Raw genomic sequence first — 14,745 nt, 5'->3', positions numbered from 1 at the left:
CCGGCCCTCAGCCCCGCCCGGGAGGGCGCAGCCGCGCGTCGGCCGCCGCCGGGACCCGCGGGTTCCGGTGGTGGCCGGCGCGGCGCGGCGCCGGCACCACGTGCGGACGCACCGGTCCGGCTGCCTCGACGAGCGCGGGCCGGTCCGGCGCGGGCCGGGGCAGCACGGCCAGGATCGCCACGAGCAGCGCGACCGAGACGAGCCCGTCGAGCCAGTAGTGGTTGCCGGTGACCACCACCACGAGCGCCGTCGCCAGGGGGTGGAGCAGCCAGAGCCAGCGGAGGCGTCCGGTGGTGACCGCCATCAGCGCCAGCGCGATCGCCAGCGCCCAGCCCACGTGCAGCGACGGCATGGCCGCGTACTGGTTGCTGAGCTGGTCGGTGTCGGGCGGTCCGTAGACGCTCGGGCCGAACCGGGTGCCGGTGTCGACCAGACCGGTGAGCTCGGTCAGCCGGGGCGGCGCGAGCGGGACGCACACGTGCAGCACCAGCGCCACCGCGGTCAGCGCCGCCAGGGCGCGCCGCAGCCGCAGGTAGTGGGCCGGGCGGCGCAGCCAGAGCCAGACCAGGCAGAGCACGGTGGCCGGGAAGTGGACGAAGGCGTAGTAGCTGTTCGCCAGCCGCATCAGGATCTCGTGCGACAGCAGCGGCCCCTGCACCGCCGCCTCGGCGGGCAGGCGCAGCAGCCGCTCCAGCCGCCAGATCCACTCGCCGTTGGCGAGCGCCACCTCGGCGTGGTCGGCCACCACCTGCCGGCCCGCCTTGTAGGCGAGGAAGAGCACGGCGACGAGCGCCAGCTCACGCGCGGCCCGCCGCCATGCGGCCAGGCGCGGCGGCGCGGCCCGCGTGATGTCCACGACTCCTCCTTCGGTGCCTCCCGGCACGGATCAGGGCCGCCGCCGGGGTCGGCGACGGCCCTGGGGGTACGGGCTCAGCGGCGGGCGCGTTCCTCCCGCCCGGCCGAGTCCACGCTCACCTCGTCGAAGGCGGGCGCGCCGTCGACGGCGTCCGCTCCCACCGCCACCGACCGGCCGGTGTCCGGCAGGTCGAGGCTGGAACGCAGGGTGACCGGGCGCAGCAGCAGCGCCGCCACGATACCCACCACCGCGATGGCGGCCGAGATCAGGAAGATGTGCCCCGTTGCGTCCCCGTACGCGGCCCGCACGATCTGCCGGACCGGCTCGGGCAGCGCGTCGAGGTTGAGCGTGCTGCCGCCGCCTCCGCCGGTGGTGGGGATGCCGGCCGCGGCGAGGTCGTGAGTGATCCGGTCGGTGACCCGGCGGGCCAGCACCGCGCCGAGCACCGACACGCCGATGGTGCCGCCGAGCGAGCGGAAGAACGCGACGCTGGCGCTGGCCGCGCCGATGTCCTTGAGCGCGACGGTGTTCTGCACCGCGAGCACCAGGTTCTGCATGGTCATGCCGACGCCGACGCCGACGATGAACATGGCGAGGCCGACGAAGACCAGCGAGGTCTCGTGGTCGATGGTGCCGAGCATGGCGAACCCGACGACCAGCACGACCGCGCCGAACACGATGTACGGCTTGATCTTCCCGGTGGCCGTGATCATCCGGCCGGCCACGATCGAGGAGAGCAGCACGCCGACCATCATCGGGATGGTCAGCAGACCGGCCTCGGTCGGGCTGTAGCCGCGGCCGATCTGGAAGTACTGGCCGAGGAAGACCGCGCCGCCGAACATCGCCATGCCGACCGCGAGGCTGCCCAGGATCGCCAGGGCGGTGGTGCGCTCGCGGACGATGTGCAGCGGCACCACCGGCTCGGCGGCTCGCGCCTCCACCCAGACCGCGAGCGCGAGCAGCAGCACCGCGCCGCCGACCATGGCCCCGGTCTGCCAGGAGGCCCAGGCGAACGAGTCGTCGACGAACGAGATCCAGATCAGCAGCACGCTGACGCCGGCGGCGATGAGCGTGGCGCCCAGATAGTCGATCTTGACGTTCTTCCGGCGCACGGTGGGCAGGTTCAGGGTGACCTGGAGCAGGAACAGCGCGACCACCGCGACCGGTACGCCGACGAAGAAGCACCAGCGCCAGCCGAGCCAGGAGGTGTCCACGATCAGGCCGCCCAGCAGCGGGCCGCCGACGGTGGCCAGCGCCATGACGCCGCCCAGGTAGCCGTTGTAGCGGCCCCGCTCACGCGGCGGGATCATGGCCGCGATGGCGACCTGGACCAGCGCCTGGAGACCGCCGACGCCGATGCCCTGGAACGCGCGGGCGGCGATGAGCTGCCCGGCGCTCTGCGCGAAGCCGGCCGCGATCGACCCGACCAGGAACACCACGATGGCGATCTGGACCAGCAGCTTCTTGTTGAACAGGTCGGCCAGCTTGCCCCAGATCGGGGTGGTCGCGGTGGCGGTGAGCAGGGTGGCGGTGACCACCCAGGTGTACTGCGTCTGCGAGCCGTTGAGCGCTCCGATGATCTTCGGCAGGGCCGTCGAGACCACGGTGCTGCTCAGCATGGCCACGAAGAGCACGAGCAGCAGACCGCTGAGCGCCTCCAGCGTCTTCCGCTTGCTCATCGGGGCGGCCTCAGCCGTCACGGTGGGTGCGCTCATGCGCGCGTCCTCCAGATGTGTCGATGCGGGTTGGCCGCTTCGTTGCCTCAAGCAATCAACACTAAACCTTGCCCTTCGGGCAACTTTGCCCATTGAGAAATGGGTCACCTAGGCTTGTCGCATGGAGGAGTGCACCGGGCTGCGCGAGCGGAAGAAGGCGGCCACGCGGCAGGCGCTGCACGAGGCGGCGCTGTCGCTCGCCGTCGAGCACGGCCCCGACCGGATCACCGTCGAGGCGATCGCCGACGCCGCGAACGTCTCCCGGCGCACGTTCTCCAACTACTTCAGCGGCAAGGAGGAGGCCCTCTTCCACGGCGACACGCTGCGGCTGCGCCGGCTCCTCGCGCTGGTCGCGCAACAACCGCCGCAGCTGCCACCGTGGGCCGCGCTGACCCGGGCCGCCCTGGCCCAGGCCGAGGACGGTTACGACGACCCGGCCGAGCCCTGGCTCGACCGGCGCCGGCGACTGCACGGTCACCCGAGCCTGGCCGCCCACCAGGTCGCCGCGTACGCGGCGCTGGAGCGCGAGATGGCCGCGGAGCTGGCCCGCCGGGTGACCGGACCGGACGCGGCGTTGCGGGCCCGGATCATCGCCGCGACGTTCCTCGCGTCCCTGCGGATCGCCGCCCACGAGTGGCTGGAGCGCCCCGGGCGCCCGTTGCGCGACGTGCTGCGCGACGTGCTCGCCCTGGCCGCCCCGGCTGCCGGCTGAGCACTCCCCCGCCCGCCGCCCGGTCGGACCGGTGGAATGGCCGGCGAAAGCGGCACCCTGCCTGACCTGGGCTGACAGACTCGCCCGGTGGGTGGCGACCGGTGGCGCAAGGGGCTCGGGCCGGCGACCGGCGTCGCCCCCGCCACCCGGGTCGACCGGTTCGAGATCTTCTTCGACCTCGTCTTCGTGGTGTCCTTCTTCATCATCACGCGGGCCACCGCCGCCAACGTGACCCCCGGGGAACTGCTGCACGCGCTGCTGGTGCTCGCCGTGCTGTGGTGGTGCTGGGTGGTGCACAGCGCGGTGGCCGCCCGGCTGCGCCTCGGCGAGGGCTTCGTGCCGATCCTCATGGTGGTCGGCATGATCGCGCTGTTCACGTTCGCGCTCGCGTTGCCGCAGACGTTCGGCGACCTGCAACAGGGCAGCGCCGGGCCGATCCTGGTCACGATCAGCTATGTGGTGATCCGGGCCGTGCACACCGCGCTGTACTGGTACGCCACGCGCGACGACCCGCCGGCCCGGCACAAGCTGCGGCTGTTCCTGCCCGAGGCGCTGGTCACCGCCACCCTGCTGCTGGTGGCGGCGCTGCTGCCGCCGCGAGTGTCCCCGGAGGTCGGCCCGTGGCTGCGCGACGGACTGTGGATCGCCGTGGTGGCCATCCAGTACAGCAGTGGTCTGCTGGCCGGCACCGACGGCTGGAAGATCACCTCGGCCGAGCACTGGACCGAGCGGTACGACCTGATCCTGATCATCGCGCTCGGCGAGTCGGTCATCTCGGTCGGCGTGGGCGGCAACCTGCTCGGCCAGCCGGTGACCTGGCCGGCGATCCCGGCGGCGATCTTCGGCATCCTGTTCACCGCCGCGCTCTGGTGGGCGCACTTCGACATGATCGGGCCGGCCGCCCGGATCGCGCTGCACGCCACCCAGGGTCACGCGCGGGTGGCGCTTGCCCGCGACGCGTACGCCTACCTCTACCTGCCCATGATCGCCGGGGTGATCCTGTTCGCGATCGGCGCCGAGGAACTGGTCCGCATCGTCACCGACCCGGCCGGCGGCCCGATGGAGCGCGGCCACGGCCCGGCGGTGCCGCTGCTCTTCGGTGGCGTGCTCGTCTACTTCGCCGCGAACATGGCGTTCCAGTGGCGCGCGCTGCGGACGCTGTCCTGGACCCGGGTCGGCGCCGTGGTCCTGCTCGCCGTGGCGCTGCCGGTCGGGCGGCACCTGCCGGCGCTCGGCGCGCTGGGTCTGCTCACCGCGATCTGCGTGGCGCTCGTGGCGGCCGAGCTGGTGATCTTCGCCGATTCCCGGATCGCGTTGCGCCGGCTCATGCACGAGGAGAAGTCGAGCGCCGAGGAGAGCGAGGCCGCCTGGCGGGCCCGCTGGCACGACGGCGGCGACAGCGCCCCGCACCGACCTTGACACAGGCCCTAGAGTCTCCGCGTGATCGAGATCGTCACCGAGGTCGACCTGTTCCACCCGCCCGCCCGGACCTGGCGGGCGTTGACGGAACGCGCGCTGCTGGCCAAGTGGTTCACCGACAGCGCGCCCGGGTCCGACCGGTGGATCCTCGCCACCGCCGCGCTGCCCGGCTACGACACCGACACCGAGGTCGAGACCGTCGAGCTGCGCGCGCCGCACCGGCTGGTCGTCCGCTGCCGGGAGGCCGACCGGGCCACCCGCCTGGCCTGCGACCTGGCCCCCACCGCACACGGCACCCGGCTGTCCGTACGCGAGGTGCTCGAAGAGGGCGACTGGGACGCCGACGCCCGCGCCGAGCAGCACGAGCAGGCGGTCACCGGACGGCTGCCGGCCATTCTGGACTGGCTGGCGTTCCAGAACGTGGACCTGCGCCGGGCCGAGGGCGGGCTGACCGCCGAACTGCCTGTGGTCCGGCTGCTCGGCGACGAACCCCGCCGGCCCGGACGGCGCCGGGCGCTGCTCGCGGCGGGCGCGGTCACGCTGCTCGCCGCGGCAGCCGGAGCAACGGTATGGACCACCGGCGACGAGCCGCCCGCCCCGGCCGCGCCGGCCCCCACGACGTCACTCGTCATGCCGTCCACCGCGACGCCCTCCGCGCGCCCCACGACCGCGCGGCCCACGCCCAGCGCCAGCCGCCGCAGCGAGTCGCCCTCGCCGACGCCGTCACCCACCCCCAGCCGTACGCCGAGCGCGACGCCCTCGACCGTGGCGGCGACGCCGCTGAGCGCCACCTACGAGACGGTGAACGACCGGATCTTCGGCTACCGGGGCGAGGTGGTGCTGCGCAATCCCGGTCCGTCACCGCGTCCGGGCTGGACGGTCACCGTGACGCTGCACGAGGGCGCCACTGTGGGCAGTGTCAGCGGAGCCGAGGCCACCCAGGACGGCACCGTGGTCACCTTCACCGGGGGCGCGTTGCCGGGCGGCGAGTCCGCCACCATCCGCTTCGACGTACGCGACCCGGACCCCCAGCACGACGCCCCCGTCGCGTGCACCGCCGACAACACCCCCTGCACCCCCGCCTGACGCCCACCCCTCTCCCCTCCCCCTTCCACCCCGTTGATCATGAAGTTAGGCCGCGGATTTGTCCGCATTGGACGCGGTCAACTTCATGATCGTCGCGTCCGGGGCGGGCGGGTGGGGGCCGCGCTGATTCGGTGGGTGCGGAAATGGGTTGTTGAGCGCATGGGAGCGCTCCCGTAACATCCCTGACGCGGCTGTTAACGCTCACAAAACAATCGCCACCGCCAATGCCAGAGCCGCCGCCCCCGCAGGAGGTCAATTCATGTCCAGATCCAGGTCAGTCAATGCCATATTGGCGTCGGCCGGCGCCGCGCTGCTCGCGTCGGCGTCGGTCGCCGTGGCGCAGCTGCCCGCCGGGGCCGCCGCCGCGGGCTGCTCCGTGAACTACGCGATCTCGTCGCAGTGGCAGGGCGGCTTCGGCGCCAACGTCACCATCACGAACCTCGGCGACCCGGTGTCGAGCTGGACGCTGACGTGGTCGTTCGGCGCCGGGCAGACGGTGACCCAGTCGTGGAACACGAGCCTGACCCAGAGCGGGTCCGCGGTCACCGCGCGCAACGTCGACTACAACGGGTCGATCCCGACGAACGGCAACACGTCGTTCGGCTTCAACGGCTCCTGGACCAGCAGCAACCCGGTGCCGACCAGCTTCGCGCTCAACGGCGTGACCTGCACCGGCGGCACCACGCCGACCGGCGGCCCGACCGGCTCACCCACCACCGCGCCACCCACCACGGCACCGCCGACCACGGCGCCACCCACGACGCCGCCGCCGGGCAACACCTGCAGTCTCCCGTCGTCGTACCGGTGGTCCTCGACGGGCGCGTTGGCGCAGCCGCGGTCGGGTTGGGTGTCGTTGAAGGACTTCACGGTGGTGCCGTACAACGGGCAGCACCTGGTCTACGCCACCACCCACGACACCGGCACGAGGTGGGGGTCGATGAACTTCGGTCTGTTCTCGAACTGGTCGCAGATGGCGTCGGCCAGCCAGAACGCGATGTCGTCGGGGACCGTGGCGCCGACGTTGTTCTACTTCGCGCCGCGCAACATCTGGGTCCTGGCGTACCAGTGGGGACCGACCGCGTTCTCCTACCGCACCTCCAACGACCCCACCAACCCCAACGGGTGGTCGTCGGCGCAGCCGCTGTTCACCGGCAGCATCTCCGGCTCCGGCACCGGCCCGATCGACCAGACGCTGATCGCCGACGACCAGAACATGTACCTGTTCTTCGCCGGTGACAACGGCAAGATCTACCGCTCCAGCATGCCGATCGGGAACTTCCCCGGCAGCTTCGGCTCGAACTACACCACGATCATGTCCGACAGCACGAACAACCTGTTCGAGGCCGTGCAGGTCTACAAGCTGCAGGGCCAGACCCGCTACCTGATGATCGTCGAGGCCATCGGCTCGCAGGGCCGCTACTTCCGCTCGTTCACCGCCACCAGCCTGAACGGCTCCTGGACCCCGCAGGCCGCCACCGAGTCCAACCCGTTCGCCGGCAAGGCCAACAGCGGCGCCACCTGGACCAACGACATCAGCCACGGTGAACTGATCCGCACCACCGCGGACCAGACCTTCACCGTCGACCCCTGCAACCTCCAACTGCTCTACCAGGGCCGCTCCCCCAACTCCGGCGGCGACTACGGCCTCCTGCCCTACCGCCCCGGACTGCTCACCCTCCAGCGCTGAGCCGGACCGTCCAGGAAGGAAGGTCGCATGAGAAGGCACAGAACGACCCGTACCGCGGTGTTGTCGGCCGGCGCGGTCCTGCTGGCGTCCACCGCGATGGCCGCGGCGCTGCCGGCCGGAGCGGCAGCCGCCGGATGCGCGGTCACCTACGCCGTGTCGTCGCAGTGGCAGGGCGGCTTCGGCGCGAACGTGACGGTCACCAACCTCGGTGACCCGGTCAACGGCTGGACGCTCACCTGGTCCTACGCCGCCGGCCAGACCGTCACCCAGGCGTGGAACGCCACCGTCACCCAGAGCGGAGCGGCGGTGACCGCCCGCAACGTCGACTACAACGGGTCCATCCCCACGAACGGCAGCACGTCGTTCGGGTTCAACGGGGCCTGGACCAGCAGCAACCCCGCGCCGACGAGCTTCGCGCTCAACGGGGTGACCTGCACCGGCGGCACGACGCCCACGTCGCCGTCCACCTCGCCGTCCACGTCACCGACGAGTTCGCCGACCACCTCGCCCAGCACCCCGCCGCCGACCGGGGCGGCGGACATCACCGTCAACACCGCCAGCCGCTACCAGACGATCGACGGGTTCGGCGCCGCCGTGTCGATCTGGGGCGGCGCCTGGTCGACGGCCGAGACGCAGACGCTCGTCGGGCTCGGCCCCAACCAGCTCGGCCTGTCCATCGTGCGTACCGGCATCTCGCCGGTGTCCGGCGAGTGGGGCACCCAGGTCAGCGCGCTGCGCACGGCGAAGTCGTACGGGTCGAACGTGAAGATCATGGCGTCGCCGTGGACCGCCCCGGCGGCCTGGAAGACGAACAACAGCCGGATCAACGGTGGCAAGCTGCGCACCGACTACTACGACGACTACGCCAACCACCTCAACAGCTACGTCCAGTACATGCGCAACCAGGGTGTGACGATCGACGTCACGTCCGTGCAGAACGAGCCGGACTGGCACCCTGACTACGACTCGATGGACTGGAGCGGCACCGAACTCCAGACCTTCGTGCGGGAGCAGGGCGCCAAGGTGCAGAACACCAAACTGATGGTCGCCGAGGCGGTGAACCTGAACTACGGCTACACCGACCCGACGCTCAACGACGCGGCCGCCCGCAACAACATCGGCTACATCGGCGGACACCTCTACGGCACCGAGGCGTCCGGCCGGCTGAAGCCGTACACGCTGGCGCAGCAGTACAACAAGCCGGTGTGGATGACCGAGTGGAACCTGCACGAGGCCGACGGCGGCGGCTCCAACATCTGGGGCAACCCGGCCAACGCCGCCGCCTGGAACGAGACGCTCGACGACATCATGCGCACCGTGCACAAGTCGATGGAGTCGAACTGGAGCGCGTACGTCTGGTGGTACGGCAAGCGCTACTACTCGTTCATCGGTGACGGCGAGTCCGCGTACGGCACCGTGGCGGGCGCGCCGCTCAAGCGCGGGTACGCGTTCTCGCAGTACGCGAAGTACGTGCGTCCCGGCTACCAGCGGGTCGCCCTGACCAAGAGCTCCAAGGCGTCGCCGCTGGAGGTGACCGCCTATTCCGGCGACGGGAAGGTGACGCTGGTGATCCTCAACCGGTCCACCAGCGCGGTGAACAACGCGATCATCCAGGCGCCGCAGAACGTCAGCCGGGCGGAGTACGTGGCCACGTCGCAGAACGCGAGCGCGGCGAGCCAGCCGGTCGGTGTGAACGGCAACCAGGTCACCGTGAACGTCGGCGCGCGGAGCATCTCCACCGTCGTGCTCACCCTCTGACCGGGGACACGCAACAAGGGCGGGGGCGGCCGGATCGGCCGCCCCCGCTCGTGTGTGACGTGCTAGCTGGCGTACGTCTCGAACTCGCCGACTCTCGGCGTACCGCTGGAGCTGTTGATCTTGAAGTTGATCTTCTTCAGCGAGGTCGCACCGAAGGTGATCTGGCCGGCCCCGCTGCCGGAGGCCAGCACCGCGCCGGTGTCGTTGTTGACGAGCTGCCACGACCCGATCGAGCCCGAGGTGCCGGACGGCTCGCGGATGACCACGCGGGACACGGTGGTGGCCGAGCCCCACTTGATCGAGACGGTGCCGGTCGACCCCGACGGCGACCAGTAGGTGCTCAGGTTGCCGTCGCGCACGTTGCCGTAGCTGGTGCCGTCGGCCTTGCTGGACCCGTCCGCGCCGGCGCCGGAGACGAGGCTCAGGTTGGTCCCGCCGGACGGCGGCGGGGTGGTCGTCCCGGGCGGCGGCGTGGTCGGCGCCGGCGTGGTCGGCGCCGGCGTGGTCGGCGCCGGGGACTGCGGCGTGCAGTTGCCGTCGGACACCCGCAGGCCGGTGTTCGCGCCCGCCGTCTGCCGCACGATGTCCGGCACACAGCTCGCCGCGTCGAGCCGGTACGAGTACGGGACGCTCACGGTGGTCGTCGAGGTCACGTTCGGCCCCGCCGGGTAGTTGTCGCTGCCCGGCGAGGACCAGGTCACGTTGTCGAAGATGTTGCCGCTGACCTGCCAGGTGCCGCGCTCGCTGGTGTAGAACGTGCCGAGCACGTCCTTGGAGTTGCGGAAGTAGTTGCTGTCCACCTTGGCCCGCGCCCCGGCCCGGGAGTTGATGCCCGACTCGTGCAGCCCGTTGTAGTGGTTGTTGAACATGTGGGCGATGCCGCCGCGCAGCAACGGCGTACGGGAGTCGATGTTCTCGTACAGGTTGTGCTCGAACGTGATGTAGCCGTTGCCGCGGTCGCTCTCACTCGATCCGATCAGGCCACCGCGGCCGGAGTTACGCAGGATGCTGTACGACAGCGTCACGTACTGGGTGTCGTCCTTCATGTCGAACAGGCCGTCGTAGCCCTCCGACTCCCCGCCGGACGCCTCCAGCGTCACGTGGTCGACCCAGACGTTACGGACGCTGCTCTCCATGCCGATCGCGTCACCACCGTTGGAGGTGGGCGAGCCGGACTTCTTGACGTTGCGCACCGTCACGTTGCGGATGATGATGTTGCGGGAGTCGCGGATGTGGATGCCGAGCTGGTCGAAGACGGCGCCGCTGCCCACCCCGATGATCGTGACGTTGCTGATCTGCTTCAGCTCGATCACGCCGTCGGCGGTGTTGCAGCTCGATCCGGAGACCTTGCTGGTGTTGCCGTGGTTGATGGTCCCGGTCACCTCGATGATGATCGGGGTGCTGCTGCTGGCCCGGCCGCAGAGCGCGGCGTGGATGGCGGTGCCGGTGGTGGCGCGTACGGTCTGCCCGCCCGCGCCGCCGGTCGTGCCGCCGTTCTGGGTGGCGTAGCCGGTGGCGCTGCCGGCCGCCGCCGACGCCTGCGGGGACGGGAGCGCCACGGCGACGGCGATACCGACGACCGCCGTGGCCAGTGCCGCGTGGAGTCGCAGCGCGACTGGTCTTCTCATGTCGCCTCATTCCTTTTTCGAGCACGCGGGAATTGCCGCCGAGCCGCGGCAGCAACCGAATGGGAATAGTGCGGAGCCGCGACGCGATCAGGCGCGTCGCCGGCGGATGTCGTTCATCTGCGATGCCCGGGCCGCAAACGAAACATCGATGTAACGCGATCGTATGAAAGCGCTTTCGCTCAGGGCAAGAGGTAGCGTTTGCAGGTTTTTTGCACTGCTCAGGGCGGCCGGACGCCGGGGACGCCACCTTGACGGGCGGCGAGATCGATGGTTGCCTGCACCTCACCCACGCATCGACATCTGTCTAACTCCGCCCCCACGAGGAGCGCCATGTCCCGATCCCGCAGGACCCGCACCCCGGCGGTCGTCGCCGGCGCGGTCGCCGCCGTCCTGGCCGCCTCCCCGGCCCCCGCCGCGCCCCTGGCGGCACCGGCCACCGGCAACACCTGGAGCGCCGACCTGGCCGGAATCGACTCCGACGACGTCAACGTCCGCTGGACCGGCACGGAACTGCGCCTCGCCGACCCGGCGTACCGGCCCGCGGCCCGGCGCGGCATCGCGGCCGAGGGCACGCTGCTCGTCGCGCCGCATTCACTCGCCGCACCGGCCAACCGGGTCCGGGCCGACGTCGTCGCAGTCCCCGCCCGCGACGGCGCCGTCGAGGTGGCGGCGCGCGGCTGGCGATCGGGCGCGTGGACCGAATGGCGGGCCGTGGCCGGCGCCGCCGTCTTCGACCAGCCGGTCACCCGGGTGCAGATCCGGGTGGTCCTCACCGCCGACCGGCCGTCCGCCGCGCCCAGCCTGCGCACGGTCCGGCTCACCGCCGACTCGGTCGCCGCCGTCACGGCCGCCACGCCCGGCCCCACCTACCGGGTGTACGCCACCCGCGAGGGGCTGGTCGGCGGCACCACCGCCAACGGGCACGTGATCGTCTCCCGGGACCACTTCGTCGCGCTGCCCTCGTTCCGCGGACTCGCGCCGAAGAACACCGGCGACTACACCGTGCGGGTCTGCACCACGACCCGCAGCCGCTGCGAGTACGCGCCGGTCTGGGACGTCGGACCGTGGAACACCAAGGACGACTACTGGAATCCCGGCAGCACCCGGGAGATGTGGAAGGACCTGCCGCAGGGCCGGCCCGAGGCGCAGGCGGCGTACCAGAGCGGCTACAACGGCGGGCGGGACCAGTTCGGACGGGTGGTGGGCAGCCCGGCCGGCATCGACCTCGCCGACGGCACGTTCTGGGACGGCCTGCTGCTGACCGACAACGCCTGGGTCGACGTCGCCTACCTCTGGACCGGCACCGGCACGCGCGGTCGCATCGGCAGCGGGCCGCTCAACATCCGCTCCGGTCCCAGCACGAGCAACCCGGTCGTCGGGCTGGCCGCCACGTACGCCGACGTGCCGATCGAGTGCTCGGTCAGCGGCCAGTCGGTGAGCGGCCCGTACCGGACCACCACCCAGTGGAACCGCCTCGCGTCAGGACACTTCGTCAGCCACGCGTACGTCTCCAGCGTGACCGGCACCATCGCGCCCTGCTGAGGGCGACCGGCCCGGGGCGCGCGACGGTGTCGCGCCGCCCCGGGTGCGCTGGATGAGCACGACGCAGGCGAGTACCGCGCCCGCCACCACGAGCGCGCCGGGCGTGACCGCCTCGCCGAGCAGCAGTGCCGACCAGATCAGCGTGAGCACCGGCTGGACGAGCTGGATCTGGCCGACCTTGGCGATGCCGCCCCGGGCCAGCCCGGCGTACCAGGCGAAGAAGCCGAGGAACATCGACACCACTGTGAGGTAGCCGAACCCGGCCCACGCGGCGATGCCGCCGTGCGGCGGGTGGACGAAAGCGGCAACCGCCGTGACCGGCACGGTGACCGGGAGCGACAGCAGCAACGCCCAGCAGATCGTCCGGGCGCCGCCGAGTTCGCGGGCCAGCCGGCCGCCCTCGGCGTACCCGAGTCCGCAGAGCACCACGGCGGCGAGCAGGTACAGGTCGGCGGGCGCCAGCGCCCCGCGGATCGAGCCGCCGGCGGCGAGGAACGCGAGCACCAGCGCCAGTCCGGCGATGCTGGCGATCCAGAACAGCGGCGGCGGCCGTTCCCCGGCCCGCAGCACCGCGAACACCGCCGTCATGGCGGGCAGCACGGTGACCACCACCGCGCCGTGCGCCGATGTCTGCGTGGTGAGCGCCAGCGAGGTGAACAGCGGGAAGCCGACCACGACGCCGAGCGCGACGATCGACAGCCGTCGCCACTGGTCCCGGGTGGGGCGTGGGGCGGCGGTGAACCGCAGGTAGGCCCACGCGAGCAGCGCCGCGCCGACGGCCCGTCCGAACGCGACGAACCAGGGGTCGAGTGTGTGCACCGCGACGCGGGTGGCCGGCAGCGACATGCTGAAGGCCAGCACGCCCAGCGCGCCGAGGGCAACTCCGCCGCCCGCTCCCACCGTTACCGTCGTTGGTGCAGTAGCGCTACTCTGTGCTGTCATGAATGATGGTAGCGCTATCGAGCGTGTCGTCCGGCATCTGGGTGCGCTGGCGGCGGACGCCGTCCCCGGCACGCGACTGCCGTCGGTACGGGAGCTGACCGCCCACCATCACGTCTCCCCCGTCACCGTCGCCGAGGCGACCCGGCGGCTCGTCGCCGACGGCCTGATCGAGACACGGCCGGGACGTGGCGCGTACGTGGCGAACCGGCGCGCCGACCCACCACGGCCGGACCTGTCGTGGCAGACCGTCGCGCTCGGCTCACGGCGCGACGGCGAGGAGGAGATGCAGGCGCTGCTGGCGCTACCGCCGTCGGGCGCGATCCCGCTGACCGGCGGCTACCTGGACCCGGACCTCCAGCCGGCCGCCGCGCTCGGCGCGGCGCTCGCCCGCGCCGCCCGGCAACCGGCGGCGTGGCAGCGCGGCCCGGTCGAGGGACGCGCCGACCTGCGCGCCTGGTTCGCCCGAGCGGCCGGCGGGGGCCTGCGCGCCGAGGACATGGTGATCTGCCCGGGCGGGCAGGCCGCGCTCTCCACCACGCTGCGGGCGCTCACCACACCCGGCGACACGCTGCTCGTCGAATCCCCCACCTACCTGGGCGCGCTCGCCGCCGCGCGCGCCGCCGGACTGCGGGTGGTGCCGGTGCCCGCCGACACCGACGGGGTACGCCCCGACCAGCTCGCCGCCGCGTTCGCCCGCACCGGCGCCCGCCTGTTCTACTGCCAGCCGCTGCACGCCAACCCGCACGGCGCGACGCTCTCCCCCGCACGACGCACCCAGGTCGCCGAGGCGGTACGCGACGCCGGGGCGTTCCTCATCGAGGACGACTACGCCCGCGACCTCACCATCGACGGGGAGGCCCCGCCACCGCTGGCCGCCGACGACCCCGACGGACACGTCGTCTACCTGCGCTCACTGACCAAACCGGCAGCGCCCGGCCTGCGCATCGCCGCGCTCGGCGCACGCGGACCGGCCGGAGCCCGGCTGCGCGCCGCCCGCCTGCTCGACGACCTGTTCGTCGCCGGGCCGCTGCAACAAGCGGCGCTGGAGTTCCTCACCGCGCCCGCGTGGGACCGGCACCGCCGCAGCCTGCGCGTGCACCTGCGGGCCCGCCGGGAGGCGCTGCTCGCCGCACTGAACCGCCACCTGCCGCAGCTGGCGCCGCGCGACGTCCCGCGCGGCGGCCTGCACCTGTGGGTACGCCTGCCCGACAACACCGACGACGTAGCGGTGACAGCGGCGGCCGCGGCGGCGGGGGTGACAGTCTTCCCCGGCCGCCCCTGGTACGCCGCCGAACCCCCCGCCCCGCACCTGCGCCTCACGTACGCCGCCGCCCCACCCGAGCAGATGGACGAGGCCATCCGCCGCCTCTCCACCGCCCTCCCCCACTGACCGCGCAGCC

At 72.1% G+C, this 14,745-nt stretch carries 11 protein-coding genes; 7 read left to right on the top strand and 4 right to left on the bottom strand.

From position 1 onward, the window contains the following. Window positions 1-7 precede the first annotated feature (7 nt). On the bottom strand, window positions 8-856 hold the full coding sequence (locus tag PVK74_RS05295; RefSeq protein ID WP_064446065.1) for a phosphatase PAP2 family protein: 849 nt from the start codon (window positions 854-856) through the stop codon (window positions 8-10). 74 nt (window positions 857-930) lie between these two features. Further along, window positions 931-2,571 (bottom strand): MDR family MFS transporter, encoded by a 1,641-nt coding sequence (locus tag PVK74_RS05290; protein ID WP_274478333.1) that lies wholly within the window; start codon window positions 2,569-2,571, stop codon window positions 931-933. A gap of 121 nt (window positions 2,572-2,692) precedes the next feature. Between PVK74_RS05290 and PVK74_RS05285 the strand changes: the two genes are divergently transcribed. From PVK74_RS05285 to PVK74_RS05265, 5 genes are all read left to right on the top strand, one after another. Next, window positions 2,693-3,283 (top strand): TetR/AcrR family transcriptional regulator, encoded by a 591-nt coding sequence (locus PVK74_RS05285; RefSeq protein WP_274478332.1) that lies wholly within the window; start codon window positions 2,693-2,695, stop codon window positions 3,281-3,283. 87 nt (window positions 3,284-3,370) lie between these two features. Further along, window positions 3,371-4,702 (top strand): low temperature requirement protein A, encoded by a 1,332-nt coding sequence (locus tag PVK74_RS05280; RefSeq protein ID WP_210883226.1) that lies wholly within the window; start codon window positions 3,371-3,373, stop codon window positions 4,700-4,702. Between the two features lie 21 nt (window positions 4,703-4,723). After that, window positions 4,724-5,788, top strand: coding sequence for an SRPBCC domain-containing protein (locus PVK74_RS05275; protein WP_064446069.1), 1,065 nt, complete (start codon window positions 4,724-4,726; stop codon window positions 5,786-5,788). A gap of 259 nt (window positions 5,789-6,047) precedes the next feature. Beyond that, window positions 6,048-7,475 carry a non-reducing end alpha-L-arabinofuranosidase family hydrolase gene (locus tag PVK74_RS05270; protein WP_069089767.1) on the top strand — a complete coding sequence of 476 codons (1,428 nt, stop codon included), beginning with the start codon at window positions 6,048-6,050 and terminating at the stop codon, window positions 7,473-7,475. Window positions 7,476-7,502: 27 nt separating this feature from the next. Further along, the gene (locus PVK74_RS05265) at window positions 7,503-9,233 is read left to right on the top strand and encodes a cellulose binding domain-containing protein (protein ID WP_043324291.1); all 1,731 of its coding nucleotides are present in this window, start codon (window positions 7,503-7,505) and stop codon (window positions 9,231-9,233) included. 62 nt (window positions 9,234-9,295) lie between these two features. Here PVK74_RS05265 and PVK74_RS05260 read toward each other — a convergent pair whose 3' ends face one another. Further along, window positions 9,296-10,861, bottom strand: coding sequence for a pectate lyase family protein (locus PVK74_RS05260; RefSeq protein WP_274478331.1), 1,566 nt, complete (start codon window positions 10,859-10,861; stop codon window positions 9,296-9,298). Between the two features lie 330 nt (window positions 10,862-11,191). Between PVK74_RS05260 and PVK74_RS05255 the strand changes: the two genes are divergently transcribed. Continuing rightward, complete coding sequence (locus PVK74_RS05255; RefSeq protein ID WP_274478330.1) at window positions 11,192-12,403, top strand: hypothetical protein; 1,212 nt, start codon at window positions 11,192-11,194, stop codon at window positions 12,401-12,403. Here PVK74_RS05255 and PVK74_RS05250 read toward each other — a convergent pair. After that, complete coding sequence (locus tag PVK74_RS05250) at window positions 12,341-13,303, bottom strand: DMT family transporter (RefSeq protein ID WP_274478329.1); 963 nt, start codon at window positions 13,301-13,303, stop codon at window positions 12,341-12,343. The genes PVK74_RS05255 and PVK74_RS05250 overlap by 63 nt on opposite strands. A 40-nt stretch (window positions 13,304-13,343) precedes the next feature. Here PVK74_RS05250 and PVK74_RS05245 point away from each other — a divergent pair, with 40 nt between their 5' ends. Next, complete coding sequence (locus PVK74_RS05245) at window positions 13,344-14,735, top strand: aminotransferase-like domain-containing protein (RefSeq protein ID WP_274478328.1); 1,392 nt, start codon at window positions 13,344-13,346, stop codon at window positions 14,733-14,735. Window positions 14,736-14,745 lie beyond the last annotated feature (10 nt).

Source organism: Micromonospora chalcea (assembly GCF_028768405.1).
Taxonomy (GTDB): domain Bacteria; phylum Actinomycetota; class Actinomycetes; order Mycobacteriales; family Micromonosporaceae; genus Micromonospora; species Micromonospora chalcea.
This window is presented reverse-complemented; position numbering and strand designations above follow the sequence as displayed.

What these genes read in the sequence shown, in the direction of transcription:
- PVK74_RS05245 (WP_274478328.1), top strand. Translation starts at nt 13,344, where the DNA reads ATGAATGATGGTAGCGCTATCGAGCGTGTCGTCCGGCATCTGGGTGCG.
- PVK74_RS05260 (WP_274478331.1), bottom strand. Translation starts at nt 10,861, where the DNA reads ATGAGAAGACCAGTCGCGCTGCGACTCCACGCGGCACTGGCCACGGCG.
- PVK74_RS05270 (WP_069089767.1), top strand. Translation starts at nt 6,048, where the DNA reads ATGTCCAGATCCAGGTCAGTCAATGCCATATTGGCGTCGGCCGGCGCC.
- PVK74_RS05285 (WP_274478332.1), top strand. Translation starts at nt 2,693, where the DNA reads ATGGAGGAGTGCACCGGGCTGCGCGAGCGGAAGAAGGCGGCCACGCGG.
- PVK74_RS05290 (WP_274478333.1), bottom strand. Translation starts at nt 2,571, where the DNA reads ATGAGCGCACCCACCGTGACGGCTGAGGCCGCCCCGATGAGCAAGCGG.
- PVK74_RS05255 (WP_274478330.1), top strand. Translation starts at nt 11,192, where the DNA reads ATGTCCCGATCCCGCAGGACCCGCACCCCGGCGGTCGTCGCCGGCGCG.
- PVK74_RS05265 (WP_043324291.1), top strand. Translation starts at nt 7,503, where the DNA reads ATGAGAAGGCACAGAACGACCCGTACCGCGGTGTTGTCGGCCGGCGCG.